This window comes from Candidatus Pseudomonas auctus (assembly GCF_048654275.1).
Taxonomy (GTDB): Bacteria; Pseudomonadota; Gammaproteobacteria; order Pseudomonadales; family Pseudomonadaceae; genus Aquipseudomonas; species Aquipseudomonas pharyngis.
Genome location: NZ_JBJYZK010000010.1, coordinates 186,264 through 200,614 on the forward strand (window position 1 = coordinate 186,264; position 14,351 = coordinate 200,614).

Here is a 14,351-nt window from a genome sequence, read left to right on the forward strand (position 1 = left end):
GGGGTGAACCTTGAAGTTTAATAAACTTTCAAGTCAGTACTTATCGCCGATGCGCGGCATACAAATAATTAGCCTGCTGACGCTTGTCTATGCATTTTACATAGCCCTGCATTACGCAGGCCAGCCGTTGATTGAGTTGTTCGGATTTCGCCAAACACAAACTGCACTGACCTCTTTCTGGTTTATCCAGGAAGGTTACAAACTTGCATATGAAACTCCGGTTTCCGGAGCGCCCTGGTCGATCCCTTTCGAATTCCCGCTGTACCAGGCGATCGTCGCGTTCATTTCTCAGCTTTTCCACAGCGACCTGGGTAAAACCGGAAGAATTGTATCTTTCGCATTCCTGGTGTTCTGCCTGTACCCCGCGAATGAAATCTGCAAGTCGCTCAAGCTGAGCCGAAGCAGTTTCTACCTCTTTGCAGGCCTGCTGTTTTCCAGCCCGGTGTACCTGTTCTGGGGCAGAACATTCATGATCGAAACAATGGCGCTATTCTTTGCCATTCTCGCGATCAAGTTCTTCCTGGACTTCCTGAATAACAAAGGTAAATGGGCTGCCGCAGGCTTTTTCGCGTCCATTTCGCTGGCCATTCTTCAGAAAGCAACAACCGGTCTTCCCGTGCTGGCAGTATTGGCCGTCGTCTTCTTGTTTCACGAAATCAACAGAAACAAGAGCATCGTCGGCGCAATCTCCATCAAAAACATCTTTTGGGCCATGACGCTGTTCGCACTGCCGATCGTCATCGGCTACGGCTGGACGCTATATACCGACATCATCAAATCCAAAAATGAATTCGGCATGAGCATCACGTCCCAGAGTCTGTCAGCCTGGAATTGGGGAACCCTGACCCAGCGACTGTCGCTGCCACTCTACACCGACGTTATCTGGTCGCGAATCATCAAGGGCAATCTGTCGGGTATCTTCGGCGTTGCAATCATCCTTGGCGCGATGCTGCTGACCAAAAGCAATAAACTGCGACTCATTATTGCTGCTGCCTGCGCATTGGGCATTTTGCCGCTGTTCATCTTCACCAATCTTCACCTGGTCCATACCTACTACCAGTCGGCCAATGTCATCTTCCTGATCTTCGCTCTGGCAGTCGCCGTCGGGGAAAGTCTGGACGGTGCCCGCCGGACAGCGATCTCGGTGATCGTTTTCCTAGCCCTGGTACTGAATAACTACGGCGCGTTTGCCAGTGACTACTTCCTCAAGGTGCGCGAAGACCTCAATATCGGTAACTCGCGGGACCTGATGGTTGGCGATGCGCTTAATATGAACATGTCCCGTGGCGAAGCGGTTGTGGTGTATGGCAATGACTGGAGTTCCTCTATCGCCTACTACGCCGAACATAAATCGTTCACCGTACCTGATCGATTCCGCAACCTGGACAAAGTCATCAACACCCCGGAGGCCTACCTCGGTGGTCTGCCTCTAGGCGCAATTGCCGCGTGCCCGGAGTCTCCAGTACCGACCGTACGCCAATTGGTTGACTGGAAGCACAATGGCAACCCATGGAAAGCTGCCGAAGTCTGGAACTGCATTGTCGCCTTCCCCGATAAATCCATCGGCCTGGATTTGCCGAAGGTGAAGACCGACTGCCAAGGCAATCTGGACTATGTAGGCGACACGACGAGCAAGACGCCCGGCACTGTCCAGTTCAAGGGCTGGACAACGGTTGATGGTGCGCAGAACACAATCCCGTCGCAAGTCTACATAACCCTGACCGACGCGACTGGCGCGGTGAGATATTACGGCGCTGTTCAATCCTACTATTACGGCGTGGGCGACTTGTTCAAACGGCCAGACATGGCCAGCGCAGGCTTTGGAAGAATCATCGACACGTCGACCCTTTCTGGAAAATACACCGTAGGTGTCGAACGGGTCGTCGGGCAAAGCATGCAGGTTTGCCAATTCAGCAAAGAACTACAGGTTAATAAATAATGGCCAGCATCAATCTCAAAGACCGCATAGTCCTTCCGGGCGGCGCCGGCCTCGTCGGCCAAAACCTGGTCGCACGCCTCAAGGCTAAAGGCTACGAAAACATCGTGGTCATCGACAAGCATTCCAAGAACCTGGAAATCCTCAAGCAGGTTCAACCTGATGTCACGACGGTGCTTGCCGACCTCTCCAAGCCAGGAGAGTGGCAACAGCATTTCGTTGGGGCAGACGTCGTAGTAATGCTTCAGGCGCAGATCGGCGGCAATGACTACAGCGAATTCGTCCACAACAACGTGGACGCCACGCGGCTGATCCTTGACGCGATCAAGCTCAATAATATTCAGTACCTGGTTCATATCAGTTCGTCGGTCGTCGAGTCGGTTGCTGATGATTTTTATACCAATACAAAGAAAGACCAAGAACAAATGGTCTTGGCCAGCGGCATTCCGTGTCCGATTCTGCGACCGACCCTGATGTTTGGCTGGTTTGACCGCAAGCACCTGGGCTGGCTGTCTCGCTTCATGAAAAAAGTGCCGGTATTTCCGATCCCGGGTCACGGCCGTTACATGCGTCAGCCGCTGTATGTAGGTGACTTCTGTAATGTAATCATCAGCTGCATAGAGCAGCGTATTCATGACGGTATCTTCAATATTTCCGGACATGAAAAAATTGACTACATCGACATCATTCGCGAAATAAAACGCACCACACACGCCAGGACCATCATCGCCAAAGTGCCTTACAGCATTTTCTATGGCCTGATCTGGACCTGGAGCCTGTTTGACAAAAACCCGCCATTCACCACTCAACAGCTGGCCTCCCTGAGTGCCAAGGACGAGTTCGAGGTCAATGATTGGCCCGGCACATTCAACGTTCCATATACGTCTTTCGCGGCAGCGGTGAACGAAACGTTCAACGACCCGAAATACAGCAAAGTTGTTTTGGAGTTTTAAGCATGACACAACGAATTGCTGTCTTAGGGGCCGGCCCGATGGGGCTGGCTGTGGCCTATCAACTGGCACGTGACGGACACACTCCGGTGATCTTCGAGGCCGATGATCGCGTGGGGGGCATGACTGCACCCTTCGATTTCTCGGGGTTGAGCATCGAGCGCTATTACCACTTCCACTGCATCTCCGACCATGCATTTCTGAAGATGCTGGACGAACTTGGCCTGGCTGAAGAAATGCGCTGGGTCGAGACCAAGATGGGTTACTGGTATCAGAACCGACTCCAGGCCTGGGGCAATCCGTTCGCGCTTCTAAAGTTCAAGGGACTGAGCCTGACCGCCAAATTCCGCTATGGCCTTCACGCCTTTCTTTCGACCAAGCGCAATGACTGGAAGCCGCTGGACAATGTCGAGGCGACTGGCTGGATCAAGCGCTGGGTAGGCGATGAAGCGTGGGAAGTGCTCTGGCGTCGCCTGTTTGACTACAAGTTCTACGACCACACCGGCAATCTGTCCGCCGCCTGGATCTGGAGCCGTATTCGGCGTATCGGCAGATCTCGGTACAACCTGTTCAAAGAAAAGCTGGGCTACCTGGAAGGTGGCTCGGAAACGCTGCTCAATGCGATGGCAGGGAGTATTCGTGAGCACGGTGGCGAGATCCGGTTGAAGGCTCCGGTTACTCGAGTATTGATTGAAGGCGGCGAGGTAAAAGGCGTGGAAGTTGATGGCAAGGTCGAGCAATTCGACAAAGTCATCAGCACCATTCCGCTACCTTACGTGCCAAAAGTGATGCCCGACCTTCCTGACGAGATCCTGCAGCGTTTCAAAGCGCTGAAGAACATCGCCGTCGTGTGTGTCATTGTAAAGTTGCGCAAGGCACTGACAGAGAACTTCTGGCTCAACACCAATGACCCGGAAATGGACATTCCAGGCCTGGTTGAATACAGCAACTTACGCCCAATGAAAGAGCACATTGTCTACGTGCCTTTCTATGTACCGGGCGAGCATCCAAAGTTTCAGGAGCCTAACGAGGTATTCCTCAACAAAGTTCGTCATTACCTGAAGAAAATCAACCCGGAACTGACGGATGACGACTTCATTGATATTTACGCCAGTCGTTATCGTTATGCCCAACCAATTTGCGATCCAGGCTATCTTGACCGGTTGCCACCTGTATCGCTGCCAGTCAAAGGCCTTTGGGTGGCCGACACTTCCTATTACTACCCCGAAGATCGAGGCATCTCTGAAAGCATCGATTTCGGACGAAAGATGGCGAAGGATGCTGCTGAGTGAAGGACACGATGATGAGCCGGCAGTTTTTGGCATTTCTACTGACCGGCGGCACAGCTGCCGCCGTCAACTTTTGCTCGAGACTGCTCTATAGCATTTGGTTCGACTTTTCCACGGCAGTCATTCTGGCTTACATCACCGGTATGGTAACGGCGTTTATACTGGCCAAGCTTTTTGTATTCACAGAAAGCAGCCAGTCAACGCACCGATCCGCATTTTTTTTCATACTGGTGAATCTGGTCGCGGTGGCTCAGACCTGGCTGATCAGCCTGGGGCTTGCACACTATGTGTTTCCGGCGATCGGCATCACGCTGTTTGCCAACGAGATGGCTCATGCCGTCGGCATCGTTGTCCCAGTGTTTACCAGTTATCTGGGGCACAAGCGCTGGTCGTTCAAATAGTCCGTTGACGGTTGCCACTACTGTCAGAGCCCACACCATCCAGCCTCGTTCGTGACTGTGCAGACTTCTACAGCGAAGTCCGCACTGTCATGACCGGGCTGCTACGCCCTGTCATCCAGCGCTTCTTGCGACTGTCAATGCAAGCGCTTGCGGCACATCAACTGCGCCATTTTCGCGGTGTCCGGGCGCTCGACGATGCCTTTTTCGGTGACGATCGCATCGATCAGGTCTGCCGGGGTGACGTCAAACACCGGGTTGAACGCCTCAACGTCAGCCCCGACACGTTTGCCGCCAACCTCCAGCAACTCGGCGCCGTCGCGTTCTTCGATCGGAATGTCATCACCGCTGGCCAGATTCATGTCGATGGTCGAGCTCGGCGCCACCACCATGAAACGCACGCCGTGGTGCATGGCGTTGACCGCCAGTTGATAGGTGCCGATCTTGTTCGCCACGTCGCCGTTGGCGGTGATCCGGTCAGCGCCGACGATCACCCAGGTCACGCCTTTGGTTTTCATGATGTGCGCAGCGGCGGAGTCGGCGTTCAGGGTCACCGGAATGCCTTCGTTGGCCAGTTCCCACGCGGTCAGGCGCGAGCCTTGCAGCCACGGCCGGGTCTCGTCGGCGTAGACGCGCTCGACCATGCCCTCGATGAATGCGGCACGAATCACCCCGAGCGCCGTGCCGAAACCGCCGGTAGCCAGGGCGCCGGTGTTGCAGTGCGTCAGAATCGCCTGGGCATTGCCCTGATGCTTGCGGATCAGGTCGACGCCGAGCTGAGCCATGGTCAGGTTGGCCTCGCGATCGCTTTCATGAATGGCGATGGCCTCGGCTTCCAGCGCCACCAGTGGATCGGCGTTTTCCTTCAAACGGTCCAGCCGGTCATGCATGCGATTCAACGCCCAGAACAGGTTGACCGCTGTCGGCCGGGAATCGGCCAGCAGCATGAAATCCTCTTCCAGCGCCGCGTACCAGTCGCCCCCCTCGGCAATCCGGGCACGGGCCGCCAGCACGATGCCGTAGGCGGCACTGATGCCGATGGCCGGCGCACCGCGCACCACCATCGAGCGAATCGCCTCGGCCACGCCGGCGGCGCTGGTGTAGGCAATCCAGTTTTCCTCGAACGGCAAAACGCGCTGATCCAGCAGGTGGAGCGCGCCATCACGCCAATCGATGGCCTTTACTTTCTCCGCAGCCAACAGTCGATCGCGCATCCCTCACCCCGCACTCATGAACAAAAGCCGCCGATTATAGCGATCCCCCCGCGAAGACGCTCGGGTATACTTCGCCATCCTTCACAAAAGCACTGGAACCGACCCTCGATGCCGAAACCTGCCATTGCGCTCGACTTATTATTGCTGCCGACCTGGCTGGTACCCGTCGAACCCGCAGGCGTTGTGCTCAAGGAGCACGGCCTGGGCATCCGCGACGGCCGCATCGTGTTCATCGGCCCGCGTGCCGAAGCGCTGAAGTGTAACGCCGCCGAAGTCCGCGATCTGCCGGACGTGCTGCTCAGCCCCGGCCTGATCAACGCCCACGGCCACGCCGCGATGACGCTGTTCCGTGGTCTGGCCGACGATTTGCCGCTGATGACCTGGCTGGAAAACCACATCTGGCCGGCCGAGGGCAAATGGGTCGATGAAGATTTTGTGCGTGACGGCACCGATCTGGCCATCGCCGAGCAGATAAAAGGTGGCATCACCTGTTTCTCGGACATGTACTTCTTCCCCAAGGTTGCCAGCGAGCGCGTGCACAACAGCGGAATCCGTGCGCAGATCGCGATTCCGATCCTCGACTTCCCGATTCCGGGTGCCGCCAGCGCCGATGAAGCCATTCGTCAGGGCGTCGAACTGTTCGGCGACCTGAAGCATCACGAGCGCATCAAGATCACCTTCGGCCCTCATGCACCCTACACCGTGGGCGACGAGAACCTGGAAAAAATCCGCGTGATCGCCGAAGAACTGGACGCCTCGATCCACATGCACGTCCACGAAACCGCGTTCGAAGTACAGCAAGCGGTCGAACAGCGCGGCGAGCGCCCGCTGGCCCGCCTTGGCCGGCTGGGCCTGCTCGGCCCGCGCTTCCAGGCCGTGCACATGACCCAGATCAGCGATGACGACCTGACGTTGCTGGTAGAAAGCAACACCAGCGTGATCCACTGCCCGGAGTCGAACCTGAAACTGGCCAGCGGCTTCTGCCCGGTGGAGCGCCTGTGGCAGGCCGGGGTCAACGTGGCGGTCGGCACCGATGGCGCGGCCAGCAACAATGACCTGGACCTGCTGGGTGAAACCCGCACCGCCGCCCTGCTGGCCAAAGCTGTCGCCGGCTCGGCCACCGCGCTGGACGCCCACCGGGCCCTGCGCATGGCCACGTTGAACGGCGCGCGAGCCCTGGGAATCGAAGCCGAGACCGGCTCGCTGGAGCTCGGCAAGGCCGCAGACATCGTCGCTTTCGATCTGTCCGGCCTGGCGCAACAACCGGTCTATGACCCGGTCTCGCAACTGATATATGCCACCGGTCGCGACTGCGTGAAACACCTGTGGGTCGCCGGCAAGCAGTTGCTTGACGACCGGCGTCTGACCCGACTGGACGAACAACAGCTCGGCGAAACCGCCCGGGCCTGGGGCCGACGCATCAGCGGCCACACCGAATCGTAAACACCCCGGCGCAAACTTCGGGGCTACAGCCTTTTTCAAGTTTTAGAGGATTGAATCATGAGCAACGTCGACCACGCCGAAATCGCCAAATTCGAAGCCCTGGCCCATCGCTGGTGGGACCGCGAAAGCGAGTTCAAACCGCTGCACGACATCAACCCGCTGCGGGTCAACTGGATTGACGAGCGCGTCAACCTGGCCGGCAAGAAGGTCCTCGACGTCGGTTGCGGTGGCGGCATTCTCAGCGAAGCCATGGCCCAGCGCGGCGCGACCGTGACCGGCATCGACATGGGCGAAGCGCCGCTGGCAGTCGCGCAACTGCATCAGCTGGAATCCGGCGTGAACGTCGAATACCGCCAGATCACCGCCGAAGCCCTGGCCGAAGAAATGCCCGAGCAGTTCGACGTCGTCACCTGCCTGGAAATGCTCGAGCACGTACCGGATCCGTCCTCGGTGATCCGCGCCTGCTTCCGCATGGTCAAGCCCGGCGGCCAGGTGTTCTTCTCCACCATCAACCGAAACCCGAAGGCCTACCTGTTCGCCATCATCGGTGCCGAATACATCATGAAGCTGCTGCCGCGCGGCACCCACGACTTCAAGAAATTCATTCGCCCGTCCGAGCTCGGCGCCTGGAGCCGCATGGCCGGCCTGACCGTCAAGGACATCATCGGTCTGACCTACAACCCGCTGACCAAGCACTACAAGCTGGCGGCGGATGTTGACGTCAACTACATGATCCAGACCCTGCGCGAGGAATAAGCCGATGGCCATCAGAGCAGTCCTTTTCGACATGGACGGCACGCTGCTCGACACCGCGCCGGACTTCATCGCCATTTGCCAGGCGATGCGTGCGGATCGCGGTTTGCCGCCTATGAACGACAAACACATCCGCGACGAAATTTCCGGCGGCGCCAAGGCCATGGTCGCGGTGACGTTCTCGATGGATCCGGAGTCGCCGAGCTTCGAGGAGTTGCGCCTGGAGTTCCTCGAGCGCTATCTGGTGGGCTGCGCCGTGCACAGCAAGCTGTTCGACGGCATGGGCGAATTGCTGGCCGACATCGAGAAAGCCAATCTGGTCTGGGGCGTGGTCACCAACAAGCCGCTGCGCTTCGCCGAGCCGATCATGCAGCAGCTGGGGCTGGCCGAGCGCTCGGCCCTGCTGATCTGCCCGGATCACGTGAAGAACAGCAAGCCGGATCCCGAGATGCTGACCCTGGCCTGCAAGATGCTTGATCTGGATCCGTCGACCGTCCTGTTCATCGGCGATGATTTGCGCGATATCGAATCCGGTCGTGACGCCGGTACCAGGACCGCTGCCGTGACCTACGGCTATATTCACCCCGACGACAACCCTCGTCACTGGGGCGCGGACGTGGTGGTGGATCATCCGCTGGAATTGCGCAAGGTGCTGGATAACGCACTCTGCAGCTGCTGAGACCTGACGCGGAGCGTCATTGGCTGCATTCCTTTGCTGCGCAGGGGAACGATCTGACTCTTGATGAGGTTTTTTATGTTTGATTACACCGCTCGCCCCGAATTGCTCAAGGATCGGGTCATTCTGGTCACCGGTGCCGGTCGTGGCATCGGTGCGGCGGCCGCCAGGACATACGCCGCCCACGGCGCGACCGTGCTGCTGCTGGGCAAGACCGAAGCCAACCTGACCCAGGTCTATGACGAGATCGAAGCGGCCGGTCATCCGCAACCGGCCGTGATCCCGTTTAACCTCGAAACCGCCCTGCCCCATCAATACGATGAGCTGGCGGCGATGATCGAGACCGAGTTCGGCCACCTCGACGGCCTGCTGCACAACGCCTCGATCATTGGCCCGCGCACGCCGATCGAGCAGTTGTCCGGTGAAAACTTCATGCGCGTCATGCAGGTCAACGTCAACGCGATGTTCATGCTGACCAGCACCCTGCTGCCGCTGCTCAAGCTTTCACAGGATGCTTCGGTGGTGTTCACCTCCAGCAGCGTCGGGCGCAAGGGCCGTGCTTACTGGGGCGCCTATGGCGTGTCGAAGTTCGCCACTGAAGGGCTGATGCAGACTCTGGCCGATGAAATCGACGGCGTGGCGCCGGTACGCTCAAACAGCATCAATCCGGGCGGCACCCGCACGAGCATGCGCGCACAGGCGTACCCCGGTGAGAACCCGCTGAACAACCCGACACCGGAAGAGATCATGCCGGTCTATTTGTACCTGATGGGCCCGGATAGCACGGGTATCAATGGCCAGGCCTTCAACGCCCAGTAATGCCATACGTCGCAATTGTTGCCGTGGCGGAATCCCGTCGCGGCATGCAATTGCCGCTTTGAGTAGCGCCAACTCAGTCAAATAACCACCACCCCGCTTTACTGAAAAATCTCAAGCTATTGATTCCTAACAGTTTTCAAAAAATATGAACCGTGTGGCACGACTTTCGCTCTACATGTCCTCAAAGCACGCCGTGTGAAAGCAGTCGGGCAAGGCCTGATTCGATGGCTGACTAATCGTCATCGGGCAGACTAGACTTACGCCAAATGTCCTACGGGACTGATGGACCAGTATGACGCGCAGCCCATAGCCGCTCTCACCCAGCCTGTAAGACAGACTTACTGCTTAGGGGCTCACGCCATATGAAATCACCCTCCCAGACCACTGCAATTGACTTCGACAGTGCCAAATTGCAACGCCTGGGCTTTGGTCAGCAGCCTCCCCTGCTGGCGCGACCTGTCAGCCTGGCGCAATTGCGCCAGCACATGAGCCTGCAACTGCAAACCAGCCTTGAGCCTCAACGCATCCTCGGTCTGTTTTTCCGCGAAGTTCAGCGCCTGGTGCCGCTGGACGCCCTGACCTACGTGCACGACGGCAGCGACTTGCGCCTGGAGTTCGGTGCTCGCGGGCACCATTCGGCGAGCTATAGCCTCAGCCACGAAGGCGAGCATATGGGTGAGTTGGTGTTCCGCCGCAACCAGCGCTTCAACGAACAGGAACTGGGTTATCTCGAGTCACTGCTGTCGGCCCTGCTGTACCCGATGCGCAATGCATTGCTTTACCGCGCCGCCACTCAGAGCGCCCTGCGTGATCCGTTGACCGGAGCCGGTAACCGCATTGCGATGGAGCAGACGTTGCTGCGAGAAATCGAAATGTCGCGCCGGCACCTGCAACCACTGTCGGTGCTGATGCTGGATATCGACCACTTCAAACAGGTCAACGACCTTCATGGTCACAGCGCCGGCGATGACGTCCTCAAAGCCGTGGCCGCGTCAATCAAGGGCCAGTTGCGCAATGTCGACATGGTGTTCCGTTATGGCGGGGAAGAATTTCTAATCCTGCTGTCCAACACCGGTCGCGATGCGGCCGCCATGGTCGGCGAGCGCCTGCGTCAGGCGGCGCAGACCCAGGATTACTTCGCCAATAATCAATTGATCGAACTGACCGTGAGCCTCGGCTGCTCGACCCTGTTGCCGGGCGAATCCGCCGACAGCCTGTTGCGTCGCGCCGACAGCGCGCTGTATGTCGCCAAGCGCGAAGGCCGCAATCGCCTGACCATGGCGGGCTAGATTTTCGCAGCCAACAAAAAACGGGAGCCAAGGCTCCCGTTTTTTTATGGGTGTCGCCCAAATCAGCTCTCGACCAGCGCCCGACGCTCACGCCCGACCAACACCCGCTCCGACAGCTCAAGCTGCATGCAGCGCTCAAGGAACAGGTACATGTAGTCGTAACTCTTGCAGATGGCCTGTCGCAATTCCGCCTGCAAGGCTTTGCTCGGGTTTAGCCCGGCGAGAGTGCAGATGATCTCCAGCGCTTCCCACGGGTGGGCGTCATCGTACTGAGCGTGCATCTTCAGCCACTTCATGGCCCGTTTGCGATCTTCTTCAGGGAAAGCGGCGGCATAGACCCCCGTCGAACACACCAGCGCCGACCACTCCCCAGTCGCGCCTTCGATGGCGTAGTTGGTGGCCGCGATGGCCACGATCAGCGAATCCGCCGAACTGGTGTGCCAGCACCAGTGGCTCAGGGCGTGCAATTCCGGTGGCACTTGCTGTGCCTGCAGATCTTCCAGGCTCACCCCATGGGCCCGGCTCCAGTGCAGCCAGTAATCGGCATGATTGAGTTCGACGCGAATGTTGCGCATCAGCCAGCGCCGCGCCATGTCCTCGCCCGGGTGGCGGGCGAATTTGGTTTTGGTCAGGTTCTGCGCCATGTACAACGCGAATTGCTCAACGACGGGCCAGCCCCCGATCAGGTACTGGCGCATGGTTCTGGCGCTGAGCTTGTTATCACGCATGCGCAGATAAAGTTCATGTTCGACAACCCGGCGTTTGCTCTCGCTGCAATCCTGGATCAACTGTTGCGCCCAGGCGGGATAACTTGCAGCTTCCATGAGTGGTCCGGTTCGGTTGAATGTGTCGATCACTGTTCGGCTCCTTTTGATTTGTGATTGTAAGGATCGGCAAGAGACTTCAACGGAATGTGCCAGGCGCCTTGAACAACAACGGCTGCGGTCTGGCGGGCCGACTTTGCAAACTGTCACAGGTAAACAACTGCGGGCGTTCAATAACATAACCCTGAGCGTAATCCACGCCGATTTCAAGCAATGCCTGCTCGATCTGCACTGTCTCGACAAACTCGGCAATTGTCTGCTTACCCATGACATGCCCGATGTGATTGATCACTTCGACCATAGCGCGGTTAATCGGGTCGTCCAGCATATCCTTTACGAAACTCCCGTCGATCTTCAGGAAGTCTACAGGCAAATGTTTCAGATAAGCGAATGAAGACATTCCGGCGCAAAAATCATCCAGGGAAAAGTAACAACCCAAGCCTTTGAGTTCATTGATAAATCTGATTGCACTACCCAGATTTGCAATGGCACTGGTTTCTGTAATTTCAAAACAAATCATTTCAGGCGGTATGCCGTAGTTATCAAACTGTTCCCGCAGAAAGTGCAAGAACGCGTCATCTCCGATAGTAATGCCTGAAAGATTAATCGCACACATTGCCAGAGGACCCTGACACTTATCGTTAATACATTGGGCAATAACCTTAAATACATTCTGCACAACCCAGCGATCCAGCGATGTCATCAATCCGTAACGTTCCGCCGCCGGTATGAAACTGTCCGGCAGGATCATCCGGCCTGCCTCATCGTGCAGTCGCAGCAGAATCTCGATGTGTCCGCCCGTACCACCGGCAATCGAACTCAGCGGAGCAATCTCCTGGGCGTAAAGACAGAAACGGTTTTCTTCCAAGGCCATGTGCAGTCGCTGTACCCAGGCCATCTCGCCAAACCGCAGGGACAGCTCCGAGTCGTCGGCATGGTAGACCTGCACCCGGTTGCGGCCCTTTTCCTTGGCCATGTAGCAGGCCATGTCGGCAGCCCGCAGCGAGGCTTCGAGGGTGGTCGGCGTCTGCGCCACATGCACCAGGCCAATGCTCACCGTGGTCAGGAACGGTCGCCCCTTCCAGACGAAATGCAGGTTCTGTACGGTCTGGCGCAAACTCTCTGCGATCTTCTCGGCGGCCTCCGGGGCACAGTTCTCCAGCAGGATGCCGAACTCGTCCCCCCCCAGCCGCGCCAGGGTGTCGCCCTCGCGCAAGCCGGATTGCAGCAACGCGCAGATATGCCGCAGCAATTCATCGCCGGCCGCGTGCCCGCAGGTGTCATTGACCAGTTTGAACTGGTCGAGGTCGAGGAACATCAGCGCATGGCGTCCAGCTTGCCGGGTCAGGTTATGCAGGGCCTGTTCGAGGCGGTATTCGAACTCGCGGCGGTTGGCCAGGCCGGTCAGTGCATCATGAGTGGCCTGCCACGACAGATTGGCGATGTATTGCCGCTCCTGGGTCATGTCATGCAGCACCAGCACGGTGCCGCTGACCTTGTCGGAATTACGAATCGGTGCCCCGACCAGGGTCACCGACACCGTACTGCCATCGAGCCGCTGGATCAGCTTGGAGTGTTCACTGCCTCCGCTGAGCTGGCCGCTGAGAATATGCTCGATCAGGGTCAGTCCTTCGGTCTGGGCGTTGTCGTCCAGCAGATTGAACAGTGCCGCGAGTGGCAACCCGGCCGCCTGCTCGGCTTTCCAGTGGGTCAGGGCTTCGGCGGCCGGATTCATGTATTCGATGGCCCCGCTCACGTCGGTGGTGATCACCCCGTCGCCAATCGATTGCAACGTGATATGAGCCCGATCCTTTTCCAGCTGCAAGGCCTCGGCGAAGGCATGTCGCTGCTTGAGCAGTTTGCGGGTACGCAGCAATGCCAGCACGATCAGGCCCAGCGCCGTGGCGAGGTTGGTGAACAGCAACAGACGCAGGATCACCCGCGACCCTTCACCCAAGGCATCACTGAAGGCCTTGGCGGCGGGCGTCACGCCGTCGTTGATCGCAAAGATCCGGTCCTTCCAGCGCCGGATATCCGCCTCGGTGGCAGCATTGGCAATGATGGACCGATGCATCTCCCGGGCGACATCATCGAGTTCCACCAGATAGGCGTCACCCAGCGTCCAGCGGTCGATGGCGATTTCCAGATAACTGAAGTGACGAAAATTCAGGTACAGCCAGATCAGGCTGGAAACATCGTCCGGGTGGTTGCCGCCCTTGAGGATGCCCTCGCGCGCCGATTGCAGATCGGGCGGTTGTCTGTCCAGTGCCAGACGCAACTGATGACCGCCCTGAGGCACGGCGATTGCGTTCTGATATTTGAGGTAAATCGCCTCGTCACGACTATCGGCATACAAATTGAGGTAATAGATGGCGTCTTTCTGGCCCTTGGACCAGAGACTCTCGCCCGCCACATAACCACGAACGGCCGACAGGACATAGAGGCTCACGCCCCCCAACAAGGCTTGAAACAATACGACGGCGATAAATGGCCAGACGATGCCCAGCAACCGAGGCGTTCCGAGAGTCCGCTTTTGCTTCATGGGATTCCTTGCGTGGTCACTGCCTGATTGTCCGTCTCTATCAGACCAACCTCCAAAGACTAGGAGGCGAACCCGTTTCCGGCAAGCGGCGGATCAGCCTCAGTGCAGTACAGGCTTGCTCTGTATATATATGTATAGCCAGCACGGTTTCAGGGCTCGATTTAATGGCCACTTCAGGTTTCACGCTCTGAGCGTGGAAACTTACACAAGGAGTGCGA

At 57.8% G+C, this 14,351-nt stretch carries 12 protein-coding genes; 9 read left to right on the forward strand and 3 right to left on the reverse strand.

Annotation, left to right across the window (positions count from 1 at the left end; genetic code table 11):
- Window positions 1-10: 10 nt before the first annotated feature.
- From ACKUG4_RS19440 to ACKUG4_RS19455, 4 genes are read left to right on the forward strand one after another with little or no spacing between them, the layout of a single operon-like run.
- Window positions 11-1,939 (forward strand): glycosyltransferase family 39 protein, encoded by a 1,929-nt coding sequence (locus ACKUG4_RS19440; protein WP_156669350.1) that lies wholly within the window; start codon window positions 11-13, stop codon window positions 1,937-1,939.
- Window positions 1,939-2,889, forward strand: a complete 951-nt coding sequence (locus ACKUG4_RS19445; protein WP_236189928.1) for an NAD-dependent epimerase/dehydratase family protein — start codon at window positions 1,939-1,941, stop codon at window positions 2,887-2,889. Before ACKUG4_RS19440 ends, ACKUG4_RS19445 begins: the two co-directional genes overlap by 1 nt.
- A 2-nt stretch (window positions 2,890-2,891) precedes the next feature.
- A complete protein-coding gene (locus ACKUG4_RS19450; RefSeq protein WP_064598446.1) occupies window positions 2,892-4,178 on the forward strand; it encodes an NAD(P)/FAD-dependent oxidoreductase in 1,287 nt (428 codons plus the stop codon).
- Window positions 4,175-4,576, forward strand: coding sequence for a GtrA family protein (locus ACKUG4_RS19455; RefSeq protein ID WP_236189929.1), 402 nt, complete (start codon window positions 4,175-4,177; stop codon window positions 4,574-4,576). Before ACKUG4_RS19450 ends, ACKUG4_RS19455 begins: the two co-directional genes overlap by 4 nt.
- A 134-nt stretch (window positions 4,577-4,710) precedes the next feature.
- On the opposite strand, the gene mtnA is transcribed toward ACKUG4_RS19455, so the two are convergent.
- Window positions 4,711-5,787 carry an S-methyl-5-thioribose-1-phosphate isomerase gene (gene mtnA, locus ACKUG4_RS19460; RefSeq protein ID WP_039770560.1) on the reverse strand — a complete coding sequence of 359 codons (1,077 nt, stop codon included), beginning with the start codon at window positions 5,785-5,787 and terminating at the stop codon, window positions 4,711-4,713.
- Between the two features lie 108 nt (window positions 5,788-5,895).
- Here mtnA and ACKUG4_RS19465 point away from each other — a divergent pair, with 108 nt between their 5' ends.
- The 5 genes from ACKUG4_RS19465 to ACKUG4_RS19485 all read left to right on the forward strand — a co-directional run bounded on the left by ACKUG4_RS19465 (window position 5,896) and on the right by ACKUG4_RS19485 (window position 10,767).
- Window positions 5,896-7,230 (forward strand): TRZ/ATZ family hydrolase, encoded by a 1,335-nt coding sequence (locus ACKUG4_RS19465; RefSeq protein WP_085647504.1) that lies wholly within the window; start codon window positions 5,896-5,898, stop codon window positions 7,228-7,230.
- Between the two features lie 57 nt (window positions 7,231-7,287).
- Complete coding sequence (gene ubiG / locus ACKUG4_RS19470; RefSeq protein ID WP_039770564.1) at window positions 7,288-7,986, forward strand: bifunctional 2-polyprenyl-6-hydroxyphenol methylase/3-demethylubiquinol 3-O-methyltransferase UbiG; 699 nt, start codon at window positions 7,288-7,290, stop codon at window positions 7,984-7,986.
- 4 nt (window positions 7,987-7,990) lie between these two features.
- Window positions 7,991-8,662: an N-acetylmuramic acid 6-phosphate phosphatase MupP gene (mupP, locus tag ACKUG4_RS19475; RefSeq protein WP_445434631.1), complete on the forward strand. Its 672-nt coding sequence runs from the start codon at window positions 7,991-7,993 to the stop codon at window positions 8,660-8,662.
- A 75-nt stretch (window positions 8,663-8,737) separates the two neighbouring features.
- Entirely contained in the window at window positions 8,738-9,478 is a 741-nt protein-coding gene (locus tag ACKUG4_RS19480; RefSeq protein WP_039770568.1) for a YciK family oxidoreductase, read from the forward strand.
- Between the two features lie 362 nt (window positions 9,479-9,840).
- Window positions 9,841-10,767, forward strand: a complete 927-nt coding sequence (locus tag ACKUG4_RS19485) for a GGDEF domain-containing protein (RefSeq protein WP_445434632.1) — start codon at window positions 9,841-9,843, stop codon at window positions 10,765-10,767.
- Between the two features lie 62 nt (window positions 10,768-10,829).
- Here ACKUG4_RS19485 and ACKUG4_RS19490 read toward each other — a convergent pair whose 3' ends face one another.
- Window positions 10,830-11,624 (reverse strand): iron-containing redox enzyme family protein, encoded by a 795-nt coding sequence (locus ACKUG4_RS19490; RefSeq protein ID WP_064598456.1) that lies wholly within the window; start codon window positions 11,622-11,624, stop codon window positions 10,830-10,832.
- A 46-nt stretch (window positions 11,625-11,670) separates the two neighbouring features.
- Window positions 11,671-14,133: an EAL domain-containing protein gene (locus ACKUG4_RS19495; protein ID WP_445434633.1), complete on the reverse strand. Its 2,463-nt coding sequence runs from the start codon at window positions 14,131-14,133 to the stop codon at window positions 11,671-11,673.
- Window positions 14,134-14,351: the final 218 nt, after the last annotated feature.

Excerpts from the sequence above, each read along its gene's own strand:
- ACKUG4_RS19445 (WP_236189928.1), top strand. The coding sequence starts at position 1,939 with ATGGCCAGCATCAATCTCAAAGACCGCATAGTCCTTCCGGGCGGCGCC.
- ACKUG4_RS19450 (WP_064598446.1), top strand. The coding sequence starts at position 2,892 with ATGACACAACGAATTGCTGTCTTAGGGGCCGGCCCGATGGGGCTGGCT.
- mtnA (WP_039770560.1), bottom strand. The coding sequence starts at position 5,787 with ATGCGCGATCGACTGTTGGCTGCGGAGAAAGTAAAGGCCATCGATTGG.
- ACKUG4_RS19465 (WP_085647504.1), top strand. The coding sequence starts at position 5,896 with ATGCCGAAACCTGCCATTGCGCTCGACTTATTATTGCTGCCGACCTGG.
- ubiG (WP_039770564.1), top strand. The coding sequence starts at position 7,288 with ATGAGCAACGTCGACCACGCCGAAATCGCCAAATTCGAAGCCCTGGCC.
- mupP (WP_445434631.1), top strand. The coding sequence starts at position 7,991 with ATGGCCATCAGAGCAGTCCTTTTCGACATGGACGGCACGCTGCTCGAC.
- ACKUG4_RS19480 (WP_039770568.1), top strand. The coding sequence starts at position 8,738 with ATGTTTGATTACACCGCTCGCCCCGAATTGCTCAAGGATCGGGTCATT.
- ACKUG4_RS19485 (WP_445434632.1), top strand. The coding sequence starts at position 9,841 with ATGAAATCACCCTCCCAGACCACTGCAATTGACTTCGACAGTGCCAAA.
- ACKUG4_RS19495 (WP_445434633.1), bottom strand. The coding sequence starts at position 14,133 with ATGAAGCAAAAGCGGACTCTCGGAACGCCTCGGTTGCTGGGCATCGTC.